Annotated in this window: 13 protein-coding genes; 3 read left to right on the top strand and 10 right to left on the bottom strand. The window is 68.6% G+C overall.

The window, feature by feature from the left end; genetic code table 11:
• Positions 1 to 36: 36 nt before the first annotated feature.
• Genes speG through apaG form a run of 3 tightly spaced genes read right to left on the bottom strand, consistent with a single transcriptional unit; the run spans position 37 to position 2220 of the window.
• A complete protein-coding gene (gene speG, locus J4O73_RS18645; protein ID WP_378973473.1) occupies positions 37 to 603 on the bottom strand; it encodes a spermidine N1-acetyltransferase in 567 nt (188 codons plus the stop codon).
• Positions 600 to 1769, bottom strand: coding sequence for an acetylornithine deacetylase (gene argE / locus J4O73_RS18640; RefSeq protein ID WP_426219736.1), 1170 nt, complete (start codon positions 1767 to 1769; stop codon positions 600 to 602). Before argE ends, speG begins: the two co-directional genes overlap by 4 nt.
• 58 nt (positions 1770 to 1827) lie before the next feature.
• Complete coding sequence (gene apaG, locus J4O73_RS18635) at positions 1828 to 2220, bottom strand: Co2+/Mg2+ efflux protein ApaG (RefSeq protein WP_378973477.1); 393 nt, start codon at positions 2218 to 2220, stop codon at positions 1828 to 1830.
• A 224-nt stretch (positions 2221 to 2444) separates the two neighbouring features.
• On the opposite strand from apaG, the gene J4O73_RS18630 reads away from it, so the two are divergent.
• Positions 2445 to 3542: a 2'-deoxycytidine 5'-triphosphate deaminase gene (locus J4O73_RS18630; RefSeq protein WP_378973479.1), complete on the top strand. Its 1098-nt coding sequence runs from the start codon at positions 2445 to 2447 to the stop codon at positions 3540 to 3542.
• A 7-nt stretch (positions 3543 to 3549) separates the two neighbouring features.
• Here the strand turns inward: J4O73_RS18630 and J4O73_RS18625 are convergent, their stop codons facing one another.
• The 7 genes from J4O73_RS18625 to J4O73_RS18595 all read right to left on the bottom strand — a co-directional run bounded on the left by J4O73_RS18625 (position 3550) and on the right by J4O73_RS18595 (position 14437).
• Positions 3550 to 4533, bottom strand: coding sequence for an HD-GYP domain-containing protein (locus J4O73_RS18625; RefSeq protein WP_426219734.1), 984 nt, complete (start codon positions 4531 to 4533; stop codon positions 3550 to 3552).
• A gap of 176 nt (positions 4534 to 4709) precedes the next feature.
• A complete protein-coding gene (gene pgl, locus J4O73_RS18620) occupies positions 4710 to 5435 on the bottom strand; it encodes a 6-phosphogluconolactonase (protein WP_426219732.1) in 726 nt (241 codons plus the stop codon).
• A 23-nt stretch (positions 5436 to 5458) separates the two neighbouring features.
• Entirely contained in the window at positions 5459 to 6439 is a 981-nt protein-coding gene (gene gnd, locus J4O73_RS18615; RefSeq protein ID WP_426219730.1) for a phosphogluconate dehydrogenase (NAD(+)-dependent, decarboxylating), read from the bottom strand.
• A gap of 179 nt (positions 6440 to 6618) precedes the next feature.
• Positions 6619 to 9468 carry a bifunctional transaldolase/phosoglucose isomerase gene (locus tag J4O73_RS18610; protein WP_426219728.1) on the bottom strand — a complete coding sequence of 950 codons (2850 nt, stop codon included), beginning with the start codon at positions 9466 to 9468 and terminating at the stop codon, positions 6619 to 6621.
• A 237-nt stretch (positions 9469 to 9705) separates the two neighbouring features.
• Positions 9706 to 11781: a transketolase gene (gene tkt, locus J4O73_RS18605; protein WP_426219726.1), complete on the bottom strand. Its 2076-nt coding sequence runs from the start codon at positions 11779 to 11781 to the stop codon at positions 9706 to 9708.
• Between the two features lie 21 nt (positions 11782 to 11802).
• Positions 11803 to 13662, bottom strand: coding sequence for a glycoside hydrolase family 15 protein (locus J4O73_RS18600; RefSeq protein ID WP_426219724.1), 1860 nt, complete (start codon positions 13660 to 13662; stop codon positions 11803 to 11805).
• A gap of 88 nt (positions 13663 to 13750) precedes the next feature.
• A complete protein-coding gene (locus J4O73_RS18595; protein WP_426219722.1) occupies positions 13751 to 14437 on the bottom strand; it encodes a hypothetical protein in 687 nt (228 codons plus the stop codon).
• A gap of 197 nt (positions 14438 to 14634) precedes the next feature.
• Here J4O73_RS18595 and J4O73_RS18590 point away from each other — a divergent pair, with 197 nt between their 5' ends.
• Together J4O73_RS18590 and J4O73_RS18585 are read left to right on the top strand one after the other, a co-directional pair.
• Positions 14635 to 15222 (top strand): ANTAR domain-containing response regulator, encoded by a 588-nt coding sequence (locus J4O73_RS18590; protein WP_426219720.1) that lies wholly within the window; start codon positions 14635 to 14637, stop codon positions 15220 to 15222.
• Positions 15219 to 16208, top strand: coding sequence for a CmpA/NrtA family ABC transporter substrate-binding protein (locus tag J4O73_RS18585; RefSeq protein ID WP_426219718.1), 990 nt, complete (start codon positions 15219 to 15221; stop codon positions 16206 to 16208). The genes J4O73_RS18590 and J4O73_RS18585 overlap by 4 nt, the downstream gene beginning before the upstream one ends.
• Positions 16209 to 16309 lie beyond the last annotated feature (101 nt).

The raw sequence follows: 16309 nt of genomic DNA, 5'->3' as shown, positions 1-16309 counted from the left end.
GAATGAGAAGGGGTCGGGCGAACGCCCGGCCCCTTTCTATGTCTTCAGCACGGGCTCGTTCGGATCGCCGCCACCGCGCGAGGACAGGTAGTCCGGCTGGAACAGGCACATCCTGATGGCGTCGCGGTAGCGCCCATTCACGAAGAATTCGTCCTTCAGCACGCCCTCGGGGCGGAAGCCGCAGCGCTCGTAGATACGCACCGCCCGTTGGTTCTCGCGATCGACGTGCAGGTAGAGCTTGTGGATGTTCAAGACGCTGAAGGCGTAATCCATCACGATCCGCGTCGCGCGCCACGCATAGCCATGTCCCTGGAAGGACGGGTGAATCGCGATCTGGAACTCGCACCGGCGATGGAGATGATTGATCTCGACCAGCTCGATCAACCCCGCCGGCTCGCCATCGGGCGCGGCGACGATGAAGCGGCGCTCGGTCTGGTTGTGGATGTTGCGCTCGTAGAGTTGCTGCAGTTCGGCGAAGGATTCATAGGCCTCCTCGAACCAGTAGCGCATGATGCTGTCGTTGTTGTTGAGCTGGTGCACGAAGCGCAGATCCTCGCGCTCCAGCGGCCTCAGCTTCACGTGCTCGTTGGCCCGGATGGTCATGCCGCGCACTCCGCGATCAGCCTTCGCAGGAAGGCTTCGCCCGCCGCCAGGGCGTCGAGGGTAATGAATTCGTCGGGCTGGTGAGCTTGGGCGATATCGCCGGGACCGCAGACGACGGTCGGGATCCCGGCCGCCTGGAAGCGGCCCGCTTCCGTGGCGTAGGGCATGGCCACCGTTCGGTTGCGACCGGCGATCCGCAGGGCGAGGCGTTCGGCCTCCGAACCCGGATCCGGCGCGAGGCCGGGAATGTCCACCTCTTCCAGCGTGTCGATGCGGCCGTATTCGCCGTAGCGGTTGAGGCGACGTGCGGTGACCTCGTCCACGGCCTTCGCGAACAGGGCCGGTATCTCGCGCGGATCGAGATCCGGAAGGCCGCGATACTCCCAGTGGAACCGGCATTCCCGCGCCAGGATGTTGCGGGCGGTCCCGCCCTGGATCGTCCCGACATGGATCGTCGTCGCGGGCGGGTCGAACCGGCCGGAGGGGTCACCCCGCTCGATCATCCGGTCGGCGATGCGGTTGAGCGCCGCCACGAGATCGCAGGCGGCGGAGACCGCGTTGGCGCCGAGTTCCGGCCGGGAGGAATGCGCTTCGCGGCCATGGACGGTGGTGAGGCAGGTGACGATGCTCTTGTGCGCGTCCGCCACGTCGAGGCCCGTCGGCTCGCCGACGATGCAGGCGCCGGGGCGGGGCACGTCCTCGCCGAACCGGGCGATGGCATCCATCGGCCCGAGACAGGTGGTCTCCTCGTCGTAGGAGAGGAGCAGGTGAATCGGCCGCGCGAGATCGGCGGCGAGCATGTCCGGCACGAGGGCCAGCGCGGTCGCGCAGAAGCCCTTCATGTCGACCGCGCCGCGCCCGTAGGCCCGGCCGCCCGCGACGCGCAAGGTGAAGGGGTCGGATGTCCACGGCTGGCCCGCTACCGGCACCACGTCGGTGTGGCCCGAGAGGACGATGCCGCCCTCGCGCTCGGGGCCGAGGGTTGCCAGGATCGCGGCCTTCGTGCCGCTTGCATCGGGAAACCGGCGAACGGGCACGCCCCATCCGTCCAGATAGGCGCAGACCGCATCGATCAGCGCGAGATTGGATTTGTCGCTCTCGGTGTCGAAGGCGACGAGCCGTGCCAGCATCTCGAGCGGTGTCAGCCGCTCGCCGTTCGAAGCCATGATCCCTCCGGGGCCGCCCGTCTCACGCGCTCCCCGACGGTCGGCGCGGCGGCTGGTCTCAGTGGAGGCTGCGGCGGACGTGCGGGCTATCGAGCGAGAAGGCGGGAATCTCGGCCTCGAAGCTCTCGCCGGCCACGGTCGCCATGGTGTAGCTGCCGGCCATCAGCCCGTCGGGAGTCGTGAGCGGGCACCCGCTCGTGTAGCAGAAGGACTCGCCGGGCTCCAGAACGGGCTGCTTGCCGACCACACCGACGCCACGCACCTCCTGGCAGGCGCCGCGCCCGTCGATGATGCGCCAATGGCGCGAGCGGAGCTGCACCTGCTCTTCGCCGTTGTTTACGATCTCGACCGTGTAGGCAAAGAAGTAGCGGCTCTCGTTCGGGGAGGATTCCTCCTCCACGAAACGCGGCTGCACCGTCACGCTAATTCCCCGGGTCTCGGCCGTGTACATTGCCTTACAGGGTCCCTCGAGACAGGCGACTCGGCGATGACAGCCTTCGCCGCATCACGACCTTGGTGGTAGTTGGCGCGTGAATCGGCGTCAATTGCGGCGGATTACGTCGCAGCGCAAGGCTAGGTTCCACCCCGCTTCGGCACCGCACGCATTAAATGAGCCTTAGGGATGTGGGCGGACAATGAGGGGCGCGGTCGGCCGCCGCGCGACGGGAGCGGGCGATGCAGGCGGGCGCGAATTCGATGGGGGAGGGCATCCTCCCGGCCCAGGCGATCGACGCGCTCACCCGCGCGGGCGGCATCCTGCCCGCTACTCCGTTCGCGCCGGACCAGATCCAGCCCGCAAGTCTCGACCTTCGCCTCGGGCAGCGGGCCTACCGGGTGCGCACGAGCTTCCTGCCCGGCGCATCGCGCAGCGTCGAGACCTGCGTCCAGCACCTGTCTTTCCACGCCATCGACCTGCGGCCGGGCGCGGTGCTGGAAACGGGCTGCGTCTACATCGCGGAACTGCAGGAAAGCCTCGCGCTCCCCGCCGATCTCGCCGCTTCGGCCAACCCCAAGAGCTCGACCGGCCGGATCGATGTGTTCACTCGTGTGATCACGGACCGGGCCGAGGCGTTCGATCAGGTCGCGCCGGGCTATTCCGGGCCGCTCTATGCCGAGATTTCGCCCCGGACCTTCCCCGTCCTGGTGCGGACGGGTTCACGCCTTTCGCAGATCCGTTTTCGCCGGGGCCAGCCTCGTCTCGGCGAGGCGGACCTCGCCGCCTTGCACGCGCGCTCGCCGCTGGTGAACGTCGCCTCGCCCTCGCTTCAGGGCGGGGTGGCTGTCTCGGTCGACCTCGCGGGCTTCGACGGGCTGATCGGCTACCGCGCCAAGCGCCATACCGGCCTCGTGGATGTCGATGCGCCGGGCAAGCACGGCATCGACGCCTTCTGGGAGCGCCTGCCCTCGGATGGCAGCGCGAGCCTGATCCTCGATCCCGGCCAGTTCTACATCCTCGCCTCCAAGGAGGCGGTTCAGGTGCCCCCGGACCATGCTGCCGAGATGGTGCCGTTCGATCCGCTGGTGGGCGAGTTCCGCGTTCATTACGCAGGCTTCTTCGATCCCGGCTTCGGCCATGCCGAGGCGGGGGGATCGGGGGCGCGGGCGGTCCTGGAAGTGCGCTCCCGCGACGTTCCCTTCCTGTTGGAAGACGGCCAGATCGTCGGCCGCCTCGTCTACGAGCGCATGGCCGAGAAGCCCGCAACCCTCTACGGGGCGGGCGCGGGCTCGAACTATCAGGCGCAAGGGCTGAAGCTGTCCAAGCACTTCGTGTGAGACGTCGCTACCCCTGCGACACGGCCCGTCCGAAGGAATGGACGAGGGCCATGTCGAGCTTGCCCTCCATGCCGCGCATGACGGCGAGGGCCTCCTCGGTCGGCATCGGTGCGCGATAGGGGCGGTGCTCCACCAGCGCCGCGTAGATATCGCAGACGGTGATCAGGCGAACGATGTCGGGAATCGCGTCGCCCGCCAGACCATCGGGATAGCCGCTGCCGTCGAGCAATTCGTGATGGTGCCGGACCACGGCGAGGATCGAATCGTCGTAGCCGCCGGCCTCCACGAGGATGGCGTGGCCGAGTTCGGCATGGGTGCGCATGATCGCCCGCTCCTCGGCATCGAGCGCCCCGGCCTTGTTCAGGATGGCGATGGGGATGCGCGCCTTCCCGACATCGTGGACGAGGGCCGCACGCACCAGATGCTCTCGGTCGCGGCGGCCGAAGCCGAGTTCGATCGCGAAGGTCGCGGCCAACCCCGCCACGAGCAGGCAATGCTGGTAGGTGGCGTCATCATAGACACGCACCGTGTCGAGCCACGCCCCGAGCCCGGCCTCGCCGACTGCTCCGAGGATCGGGTCGAGCCCGTGCTCGACGAGCATCGGATCAACCTTCCCCGTGAGCCGGGCCGAATCGAGCATGCCCGCCAGGACAGCCCCGGCCTCGTCGGCAGCCTGCGCGATCACCGCGCTGCGTCCCTGCTGCCGGGTGCTCCGGACGAGGTCGGGGAGGGGGCTTTCCAGATGCGCGCGCATCGCGTCCGCCACCAGATCGGCGGGCGTATCGACGGGAAGGCTCAGGCAGGCGCCCAGGCTGCGGGCTACGGAGAGGCTGCGCTCGCCGAGGTTGCGCATCAGAAACACGCGCGGCAGGTGCGGCGCCTCGGCGATGAGCGCGCGCAGGCCGCGCAACTGCAACGGCTGCAACAGGTCGAGATCGGCGACGAAGCCGATGCAGTCGCCAGCGGGCGCCACGGCGGCCGCGTCGCGCACATGGCAGGGAGCGATCTCCCCCAGCGCCCGCACGAGGTCGAGGTGCTGACCGGGCCGGTCGGTGAAAAGGACGAGCGTACCCAGGCGCGGCGCCTTCGAAGAAGCGGCCGACGACGACGTTCGCCGGCCTCGATGGGCGACGCTACCGCAGCATCCTTAAGCGAGGGTAGTGGCGGCTAACCCGCCGCCGCTTCGTCGAGCAGCCACGCCACCTGGGCGCCCCGCACATGCCCGGCGGGGAGGTCCTCCCCGGCGGCGAGGCGGGCGAGCGGTGTGCGCTTGCCCTCCCCTGTGACGAGAAACAGCACGTGTCGGGACGAGAGCAGGGCAGGCCGGGTCAGGCTGATGCGCGGCACGAAGGGAGCGAGGCCCGCTTCGGGCACCGCCACGGCCAGGGCGCTGCTCTCCCCCGCCTCCGGCTTGCCCGGGAAGAGCGAAGCGGTGTGCCCGTCCTCGCCAAGGCCGAGTAGCACAAGGTCGAACAACGGTCTGGCCGGGTCCAGCGTGTCGGCGCCGTAGAAGTCGAAGAGCGTCTGCTCATAGGCCCGCGCGCCGGCCTGGACACCCTCGTCCGAGGGGATGAAGTGCAGATGGGTCGGCGGAATCGGGCTGCCGTGTCCAAAGGCCTCGCGCACCATGCGCACATTGCTGCGCTCGTCGTCCCACGGCACGGCGCGGTCGTCGCCGAAGAACCAGTGGACCTTGGTCCACGGCACCCGTGCCGCGTATTCGGGCCCCGCCAGTAGCGCATAGAGGCGCTTGGGCGTCGAACCGCCCGAAAGGCAGATCGCGATGCGCTCCCCTCCGGCCTCGCCGCAGGCGGCGATCAGGCGCTCGGCGGCCTCACGAGCCACCGCGTCGGCATCGGGCAGGACATGCGTTCCATCGGGGAGCGTCGCCATGCAATCCTCAAGACTGTGATTGTTCAGGACTTTTTGGGTTCCTGGTGGCCGCCGAAGCCCTTGCGCATCGCGGAGAGGAGCTTGTCCGCGTAGGAGGCATCCTCCCGCGAGCGGAATCGGCGATAGAGGGCTGCCGAGAGGACGGTGGCCGGGACGGCCTGTTCCACGGCGGCGTTGATGGTCCAGCGGCCCTCGCCGGAATCCTCGACCCAGCCGGAGAAATCCTCGAGGCTCTCGTCACCGGCCAGAGCCTGGGCGGTCAGGTCAAGGAGCCAGGACGAGACCACGCTACCCCGCCGCCAGACCTCGGCTATGTCGCCGAGGTTGAGGTCGAAGCGCCGTTCCTGCGGCAGGGACTCGGCGTTGGCGTGGCGGAGGATGTCGAACCCCTCCGCATAGGCCTGCATCAGACCGTACTCGATGCCGTTATGGACCATCTTCACGTAATGGCCCGCGCCGGTCGGCCCGGCATGGATGTAGCCCTGCTCCGCGCGGGCATCGCGTCCCTCGCGTCCCGGCGTGCGCGGCACGTCGCCGATGCCCGGCGCCAGGGTCGCGAAGATCGGATCGAGCCGGTCCACGGCGGACTTGTCGCCGCCGATCATCATGCAATAGCCGCGCTCCAGGCCCCAGACGCCGCCGGACGTGCCGACATCGACGTAGTGGATGCCCTTACCCTTGAGTTCCTGGCCCCGGCGCACGTCGTCGCCGTAGAAGGAATTCCCACCGTCGATGATGCAGTCGTCGGATTGCATCAGGGACCCCAGCGACTGCACCGTTTCCTCGGTGATCGCGCCCGCCGGAAGCATCACCCAGGCGGTGCGCGGCACCTCGAGCTTCGACACGAGGTCTTCGAGACTCGTTGCGCCGGTCGCGCCTTCCTTCACCAAGTCCTCGACGGCTTGCGTGTTCCTGTCGAACACCACCGCCTTATGCCCGTCCCGCAGCAGCCGCCGGACGATGTTGCCGCCCATCCGGCCGAGGCCGATCATGCCGAGTTGCATCGTGTGGCCTCCTTACGAAGGGGATTCCCGGACACGGTTCGAACCCGAGACGACCCCGTCATTGCGGGCGGAGCGACGCAATCCAGCAGCGCCCCCGCCGAAGATGTCCCGCCGCCCTGGATCGCTTCGCTTGCGATGACGGCGGCGGGGGAGTGGCCGGGGGAGCCCCCGGCTGTCGTCTAGGCCACCGCGGCCTTCAGCGCCGCCGCGATCCGGGCCAGTCCGGCCTCCGTCTGACCGGCCTTCAGATGGACCCGGAGCGCCCGTCGTCCGCGCTCGGCCAGCACCGCGAAATCGCCCCGCGCCTGCGCGGCGACCACCGTCGAGAACCCGAGCGAACGCCCGGGGATCGGCAGGTCCTCCCTGGCATCGCCGGTGATCTGCAGGAACACGCCGGTGTTCGGTCCGCCCTTGTAGGCCTGGCCGGTCGAGTGGAGGAAACGCGGCCCAAATTCGAGGCAGGTCGCATACCGCTTCGCATCGCGGATCGCGAGCCGTGCCTCCTGAAGCACGGCGTGGTTAGCCTCGTTGCGGGGGATGTAGGCGAGGAGGGCGACGTAATCGTCTTGCCGCGCCCGCGCGAGATGGGCCCTGATGGCGACGTCGAGCCCGTCCCGCGCCTGCGGCAGGGCCTCGGCATTCTTCGGATCGGCGTAGAGGGCCAGCACCTCGTCCTCGAAGATCGGCGTCTCCGAGGGGAGGGCACCGCTCTTCTCGGCCTCGGCGAAGAGCTTCTTCGTCTCGATCTTACTCGCTTCCACGTCCGGCTGATCGAACGGATTGATCTCCAGGATCGCTCCGGCCACCGCCGTGGCGATCTCCAGCCGGTAGAATTCCTGCGGCAACTGCTCGACGCCATCGAGGCCGATCCGGGCGATCGGGTGCCCATCCTTCTCCAGGGCGGAGAGGGCGGCATCCTGAGCGGCGTCGGCTTGGCTGTCGAGGCGCAGGTACAGGAAGAACCGGTCGTGCCCGTAGACGGCCGGGACGCCTGCGGGCTCCCCGTCCACCGGGATCAGGCCCTTGCCGACCTTGCCGGTCGATTCGGCGATGAGCTGCTCGGCCCAAGCGCCGAAGCTCGCGATGCCGGGGGAGGCGATCACTGTCACCTTGTCCCGGCCCTTGAGCGCCGCCGTACCCATGGCGGCGCCGAGCAGCACGCCGGGATTGTTGTGCGGCGGCACGGCCGGACCGCAGGAACGGACCATGATCCGCGCCCGGTCGAGCAGATCCTTGACGTCGAGGCCCATCGCGGCGGCCGGCACGAGTCCGAAGGCCGAGAGCACCGAATAACGCCCGCCGATCTGCTTCTTGCCGTAGAAGATTTTTTTGAAGTTTTGGGCCTGAGCAGCCCGCTCCATATCGGAGCCGGGATCGGTGACGGCCACGAAATGGTCCCCGACCTTCTCGCCGATGGTCTGCTTCACCCGGTCGTAGAAGTAATCGCGAAAGACGTTCGGCTCCAAGGTCGAACCCGACTTCGACGAGACGATGAACAGCGTCTTGGCGAGGTCGATCTCGGCTTCGACCGCGCGCACTTCGTCCGGATGGGTCGAATCGAGGATGCACAGCGCCGGATAGCCCGGACGCTGACCGTAGGTGAGGCTCAACACCTCCGGGCCGAGGCTCGACCCGCCCATGCCGAGCACCACGGCATGGGTGAACCCCTCACTCTTCACCCAATCGGCGAAGGCGGCGTAGTCGGCGGCCTTCTCGAGCTCCTCCTCCACGATGTGGAGCCAGCCGAGCCAGCTCGCCTCGTCGGCGCCGGTCCAGACCGTGGCGTCCTTGGCCCAGAGGCGGCGGATCGCACCGCTGGCGCGCCACGCCTCCACGGCCTTGGCCGCATCGGCGCTCAGGATATCGCAGAGGGCGAGCGCCTGCGGGTCGAGGCGGGCGCCGAGGAGGGCGACGCGCTTGCCCGCCACCGCGCCGAGCAGGTTGTCGGCGGCGTCGATGAAGAGCTGCACGCCCTCCTCGACCAGTTGCCGGGCCACGGCCTCGATGTCGATGCCCGCGCGGGCAAGGCCGTTCATCACTGCCTCGGCGCCGGGCACGTCCTCCTCGATGGTCGCGCGGACCTCACCGTGGTCGCGGAAGGCGGCCATGGTCGCGGGGGGCATGGTGTTGACGGTGTTCGGGCCGATCAATTCCTCGACGTAGAGCACGTCGGAGTAAGCCTTGTTCTTGGTGCCCGTGGAGGCCCAGAGCAGACGCTGCGCCTTGGCGCCCTTCTCGGCGAGGGCCTGCCATTGCGCCTCGGCGAAGATGCGCTTGTAGCGCTGGTAGGCGAGCTTGGCGTTGGCGATCGCGACCTTGCCCTTGAGGGAGCCGAGCGCGATCTTTTCATCGGGGTCGTTCGCAGCGGCGATCTTCTCGTCGAGCATCTTGTCGACGAGGCTGTCGATGCGGCTGATGAAGAAGCTCGCCACGCTCGCGATGCGCGAGACGTCATGCCCCCCCTTGGCCCGCTCCTCGATCCCCGCCACGAAGGCACGGGCGACGGCCTCGTAGGCCTCCTGCGAGAAGAGCAGTGTGACGTTGATCGAGATGCCTTCGGCGGTGAGTTGCCGGATCGCCGGGATCCCCTCCGGCGTGGCGGGCACCTTCACCATCAGGTTGTCGCGAGCGACGGCCTTGTGCAGGCGGCGGGCCTCGTCGAGCGTCGCCTGCGTATCGAGGGCGAGGTAGGGGGAGACTTCGAGGCTCACATAGCCGTCGGCGCCGTCGCTCGCCTCGTAGACCGGGCGCAGCACGTCGGCGGCGGCCTGGATGTCGGCGATGGCCAGCCCCTCGTAGAGGTCGATGACGCGGCTGTCGCCGGTTTCCTGAACGGCCTTCAGGCTGGCATCGTACTCGTCCGAGTGGCCGATGGCCTTCTCGAAGATCGCCGGATTCGAGGTGACGCCGCGCAGGCCGTCCTCCTCCACGAGCTTCTTCAGCTCACCCTTCTCGATGAACCCTCGGGCAACGAAGTCGAGCCAGACGGCCTGATCCTGTTCTGCGTGCAGGGCCTTGAGCGCGTTCATGTCCGAGCCTCGTCTATCCATCGCAACTCACCCACGAAGGGGGCATTGCGAACTTCCGGTCTTCGTGCCCATCCCGCCCTTCACCTCATCCTGAGGTGCGGCTTAGCCGCCTCGAAGGAGGCCTCCAGAGATCGTGGAGCCTGCTGAAGCCCTCCTTCGAGGCCCGCCAAGGCGGGCACCTCAGGATGAGGAGAAAGGTTGGGACGGGCGTCGCTCCCGTCCCGGGGGTGGATGTCCTCAGTGCTTGTGCTTGGCCACCTGCGCCTTCGCGGCCTCCAAAACCTTCTCGGGGGTAAACCCGAACTTGGTCAGGAGATCCTTCAGGGGCGCGGAGGCGCCGAAGGTGTTCATGCCGATCACCGTACCCTCCGAGCCCGCATAGCGGTCCCAGCCGATCACGCTACCCTGCTCGACGGCGACGCGGGCCTTCACGGACGGCGGCAGCACCGAATCGCGGTAGCCCTGGTCCTGACGCTCGAACAGGTCCCATGAGGGCATCGAGACCACGCGGGCCTTCACGCCCTCGGCCTTCAGCGCCTCGTAGGCGCCGATGCAGAGCTGAACCTCGGAGCCGGAGCCCAGCAGGATCACCTCCGGCGTGCCTTCGCAGTCGGCGAGCACGTAGGCGCCCTTCGCCGTGCCGGCGGCGGCTCCGTATTTCGACCGGTCGAGGGTCGGCAAGGCCTGACGCGACAACGCGAGGACGGCGGGCTGATTCTTCAAAGAGAAGATCACCCGATAGGCTTCCGCCACCTCGTTGGCATCCGCCGGGCGCAGCGTGACGAGGCCCGGAATGCAGCGCAGGGACAGCAATTGCTCCACCGGCTGGTGGGTCGGTCCATCCTCGCCCACGCCGATCGAGTCGTGGGTGAAGATGTGGAAGATCGGCAGTTCCATCAGCGCGGCGAGCCGCACCGGGGGACGCATGTAATCGGCGAAGACGAGGAAGGTCGCGCCGTAGGCCCGCAGGCCCACGAGGCCGAGGCCGTTCACGATCGAGCCCATGGCATGCTCGCGCACGCCGAAATGGACGTTGCGGCCGCCCGGGTTGAGCGGGGTCAGCGAGCCCGCGCCCTCGAAGGTCAGGTTCGACTTGTTCGACGGGGCGAGGTCGGCCGAGCCGCCGAGCAGGAACGGCACGTGCTGCGCGATGGCGTTGAGCACCTTGCCGGACGATTCCCGGGTGGCGAGACCCTTGGCATCCGCCTCGAAGACCGGGATGTCCTTGTCCCACCCCTCGGGGAGGCGGCCTTCGAGGAACGCGTCCAACTGCTCGGCATGGGCCGCGTCGGAGTCCTTCGCCTTGGCGAACAGGCCCTGCCATTCGTCATAGAGCGCCGCGCCGCGCTTGCCGATGCCGTCCCGGAAATTCTCCTGGACGCCGTCCGGCACGAGGAACTGCGAATCTTCCGGCCAGCCGTACGCGCGCTTGGCGCCTTTCACCTCGTCCTCGCCCAGCGCATCAGAGTGCGCCTTGGAGGTGCCCTGCTTCTTCGGGGCGCCGTAGCCGATCACCGACTTGAGGATGATCAGCGTCGGCCGGTCACGGTTGCTCACGAAGGTGTCGAGGGCGTTCGTGATGGCGTGGATGTCGTTGGCGTCGGCGACACGCAGCACTTCCCAGCCATAGGACAGGAAGCGGGTGGCGACCTCCTCACCGAAGGCGAGTTCGGTATGACCCTCGATGGTGATGGTGTTGTCGTCGTAGATCCAGCACAGGTTCGACAGGCGCAAGTGCCCGGCGATGGAGGCGGCCTCCGACGCGACGCCCTCCATGAGGTCGCCGTCCGAGCACAGGGCGTAGACGTTGTAATCGAACAGCGGCAGCCCCGGCCGATTCAGGTGCTTACCGAGGAAGCGCCCGCCCATCGCCATGCCGACGGAGTTCGCGACACCCTGGCCGAGGGGGCCGGTGGTGGTCTCGACGCCGGTGGTGAAATGGTATTCCGGGTGGCCCGGCGTGCGGCTGTCGATCTGGCGGAAACGCTTGATCTCATCGAGGCTCACGGCTGGGGCGTTGCCGCCGTCCTTCTCCGCCACGTTGGCGAGATGGAGCAGCGCGTAGAGCAGCATCGAGGCGTGGCCGCAGGAAAGCACGAACCGGTCGCGGTTCGGCCAATGCGGGTGTGCCGGGTCGTAGCGCAGGTAGCGATTCCACAGGGTGTAAGCGACCGGCGCCAGCGCCATCGGGGCGCCGGGATGGCCCGAATTCGCCTTCTGCACCGCGTCGATCGTCAGGGTGCGGATCGTGTTGATGCAGAGCGTGTCGATCTCGGCAAGCTCGGCGCGGGCGGGGGTATCGGCTCCGCTCATGATGTCACGTCGTCCTATTCTCTAGCTCGACCGCCGCGCCGCCTCGCGGCGGTGTACGGCGGGGGGCGCACCGTCAGATTTACCGCCCTGTTTCTCGGCCGGCCCTTCGCCACGGGCATAGCTGAGGAGCGTGTTGACGAGGGCCACGTGGGTAAATGCCTGCGGGTAATTACCCACAAGTCGCTCGGCTTGCACGTCATACTCCTCGCTGACGAGCCCGAGATCGTTACAGATCCCCAGGAGGCGGTCGATCAAGGCGCGGGCTTCTTCGCGCCGCCCAAGGCCGATGAGGTTGTCAGCATACCAATAGGTGCAGGGCAGGAAGGCTCCCTCGTTGCCCGATAAACCGTCAGTCGTCTGTCCCTCGGTCTCGTAACGCAGGATGAACCCGTCGCGCATCAGCCCCTTTCCGATGGCCTCGACGGTGCCGACCACGCGTGGGTCGTGCTGCGGCAGGAAGCCGGTATGGGCGATCAGGAGCAGGCTCGCATCGAGGGCCTTGGCGCCGTAGTACTGCACGAAGCTGTTGAGCTCGCGGTCGAATCCCTTCTCGCAGACCTCGGCGTGGATCTCGTCGCGAATCGCCCGCCAGCGCGAGATCTGCTCCTGCGTGGCGCTGCCCACGTTGAGCTCCTGCATCCGCAGGGCGCGGTCGAAGGCGACCCAGGCCATGACCTTGGAATGGACGAAGTGGCGGGATCCACCGCGCACCTCCCAGATGCCCTCGTCCGGCAGGCGCCACGCCTTCTCCAGGTGGCCGAGCAGGGCGAGGCCGACGCGGCGCCCGTCCTCGCTCACCGGCAGGCCGCGGGAATGGGCTTGGTAGAGCGCGTCGAACAGCTCGCCGTAGACATCGAGCTGGAATTGCGCGGCGGCGGCGTTGCCGATGCGGACCGGCTTCGAATTCTCGTAGCCCGGCAGCCAATCGAGGGTGATCTCGGGCAGCAGGCGCTCGCCCGCGATGCCGTACAGGATGTGCGCCTGTTCCGGGTTGCCCGCCACCGCGCGCAACAGCCAGTTCAGCCACGCGCGGGCCTCCTCGATATAGCCTCCGTCCATCAGGGCGATGAGCGTGAGGGTCGAATCCCGCAGCCAGCAGAACCGGTAATCCCAGTTGCGCTCGCCGCCGAGCCCTTCCGGCAAGGAGGCGGTGGGCGCCGCGACGATGCCGCCGGTCGGCTGGTAGATCAGCGCCTTGAGGGTCAGGAGGGAGCGCTGGAGCAGCCCGTCCCAGGGCGTTCCTCCCACGCACCGCTTCGACCAGGCGCGCCACGCGCGGTCGGTATCCGCCAGCATGTGCCGGGGCTCGATCGGCGGCGGGTCGGGCTCGTGCGAGGCGCCGTAGCTCAGGACGAAGCGGCGATGCTCGCCCGCATGGATCGTGAACTCCCCGAGCGTCGTCTGGCGGTCGGTGCCGTGCAGGGGCACGTCGGTCCGCATCACGACCTTGTGTGGCCCGGAGATCGCCCGTAGGTCGCCGAGTTCGGAATGCGAGACCCAGGGCACGGCGGAGCCGTAATCGAACCGGACCGCCAGTTCGCTGCGCATGGCCACCCGGCCGTGAAGGCCCTCGACGAGGCGCACGAGATGCGGCCCGTCGCCGGTCGGCATGAAATCGGTGACGAGGACCTCGCCCTGGCGGGTCTTGTGGCGTGTCTCGAGGACGAGGCTGCCCTCGCGATAGGCCCAGGACGTCTCGACGTGTTCGGCCTCCGGGCGGATCTCCCAGAAGCCGTGCTCATGGGTGCCGAGGAGGGCGGTGAACAGAGCGGCGGCATCGAAGCGCGGCCAGCACAGCCAATCGACACTGCCACGGCGGCTCACCAGCGCGGCCGTGCGGCCGTCGCCGATCAACGCGTAATCCTCGATTCGTTCGGCCATCAGGCCAGTCCCCCGTCCGCTGAGCGCGAACTAGGCTCATGCGGCGCGGGGTCCAGGGGGCGCTTGCCGCAACGCGGCATCGGCCCCGTCAGAACAGCCGGTCGCCGAGGACGCCGATCGAGCCCTTCACCACCGCCTGGGAGCCTCGGAGCAGATCACCCGCGCCGCCGGAGATCTGCTCGACCCGCGAGCCGACCTCGCGGGCGACGGGCACCACGGCCTCGACCACGGATTCCGCGAAGGGGAGGGCACTCGGAATTCGGGTGGGCGACGCCTCCTCGGAGGCTGTGCGCGCCGGCTGGAACGGATCCTCGGCCGGAGCGTGGTCTTGCACGGTCCCCTCCGTGCAGCGACGGCCGGGGCAGGCGCGTCGGATGGAGGAGGTGGTCGCGACCTTGCGCGGGGGCCGGGGCGCGACGACGGCGGCATTGGCCGAATGAGCGGGCAGGGCGGAGGTCGTCACCGGGTCGGCGACCAGCGGATAGATCTCGGAGAAGGCGATCACGGCCGGGGGCCGGGCGGGCGGCTCTGAGGTGGGCGAGACCGGGGCCGTCATGGCGAGGCTCGCCCCGCCAGAGGCCGGGATCATCCGCGCCGTCGGCGCAGGCGCGGGCGCATCGCCCTTGGTGCAGTAGACGGAAGCCGCCGCCAGGAAGGCGATGGTGAACAGGGTCGGCACGAAGGGCATCGTCATTCGCCCGCCGCCATCGGCCAGGGCAGGCCGGTCCTGTGACCGGCAAGGCAGCGCCACCGAATTGCGATCAGGCCCGCGCATCCGCTTTTCGACCCTCTCTGTCGTCTCAGGGACACAGGAAGCAGCCGCATTGCGGCAGAAGCTAGACCGAAAGGTTACGTGGCGGTAACCGGGCGGAGATCGGGGAAACCTTGGCCGGAGGCACATCCCTTGCTTACGCCATCGCGGTCCTGCATCGGCGGGATCCGGGCGGAGCGCCCGCTCCTGAACACGCCGCGATGACCGAATCGAGCCTCACCGTCGCCGTGATCGATCCCAGCCAGGCCCGCGCCGCGATCCTTGAGGAAGGACTTCGCGCGGCCGGGATCGGGCGGATCGTCGTCCTGCCGGATTCCGCCGACCTTCACGAGCGGGTGAGTGTCCTGAAGCCCGACGTGGTCGTGATCCACTTGGAAAGCCCGAGCCGGGACATTCTGGAGCAGATGTCGGCGGTCTCCCGACATGCCGAGCGGCCCGTGGCGATGTTCGTGGACCGTTCGGACAGCACCATGATGGAGGCCGCCGTCGATGCAGGCATCTCGGCTTACGTGGTCGACGGCCTGCGGGCGGAGCGGATCAAGTCGATCATCGACATCGCGATCCTGCGCTTCAACGCCTTCGCCCGGCTTCAGCGGGAGCTTTCGGAAGCGAAGGGAGAATTGGCCGACCGCAAGCTCATCGAGCGGGCGAAGGGCATCCTGATGAACCTCAAGGGCCTCTCGGAGGAGGAGGCCTACCGGCAGTTGCGGCGCAAGGCCATGAACGAGAAGCGCAAGATCGCGGACATCGCCCGCGCCATCGTCACCACGGCGGATTTGCTCGGATGAGGCTCCGGATCGGCTACGTCCCGCTCTGCGATGCGGCACCCGTGATCCTGGCGCGGGAACTCGGCTATGCCCGCGACGAGGGCATCGACCTCGACCTATCGGCGGAGCCGTCCTGGGCGACCCTGCGCGACCGTCTGGCGCTCGGCCATCTCGACGGCGCGCATATGCTGGCACCCCTGGCGCTCGCCAGCGCGCTCGGCCTGTCGGGCCCGCCCTCGGACCTGACGGTCGCCCTGCCGCTCAGCCTCAACGGCAACGCGATCACCTTCTCGAATGCGCTGAGCGAGGCCGTGCGCGACGGGGGCGGAGAGAGTGAGGACTGGCGCGCCATCGCCCGGGCCTTCGCGCGTGTCGCGGCGGCGCGACGCTCGGCGGGCAAGCCGGTGACGATCGGCATCGTCCACCCCTTTTCCTGTCACGCCTATCAGGTCCGCCTGTTCGCGCAGGCCGGCGGGCTCGACCCTGCAAACCTGCGCACCGTGGTCGTGCCGCCGCAGCACGGAGTCGAGGCGCTGTCTCGCGGGCTGGTCGACGGATTCTGCGCGGGCGCACCCTGGAACGGAGTCGCCCTGGCGGCGGGTGTCGGGCGGGTCGTCGTCCTCGGAAGTGAGATCGCCCCGGACGCGCCGGAAAAGGTTCTCGCCGTCTCGGCCCGCGTCGGGGAGGCGAGGGCGCCTCTGGTCCGGGCGATCGCGCGGGCGGGTCTCTGGTGCGCCGATCCCGATCATCGCGACGAACTCGTTCATCATCTCCAGCGCCGCGCCCGGGTGGACCCGGAACTGAGTGGCGTCGCCCGCGCCTTCGAGCAGAGCGCAGAGGACAGGACGGGCCGCTGGCTCGGGCACTTGCGCCTCGGCGCGGAGGCGCAGATCGCGACGCCCGAACGGCTCGCGTGGCTGCTCGAGCAGATGCACGCGGCGGGGCAGATCGAGGACGGCTTCGCCTGGGAGGCCGCCGCGAGGGCGCTCTACGGGCTCGACTCGTAGAGCGCCCAGCGTCCCGCGCCCAGCTGCTGTCTTGGCCATGCACTCGGCGCGTGGAACGTGCTCAGGGTTGAGCCGTTGAGCAGCTACCATGCCCGGTTGCC

Origin of the sequence: Methylobacterium sp. NFXW15, assembly GCF_049887755.1 — a bacterium.
Taxonomy (GTDB): domain Bacteria; phylum Pseudomonadota; class Alphaproteobacteria; order Rhizobiales; family Beijerinckiaceae; genus Methylobacterium.
The sequence above is the reverse complement of the archived record's forward strand: the minus strand, read 5'-3'. Positions and strand labels throughout refer to the sequence as shown.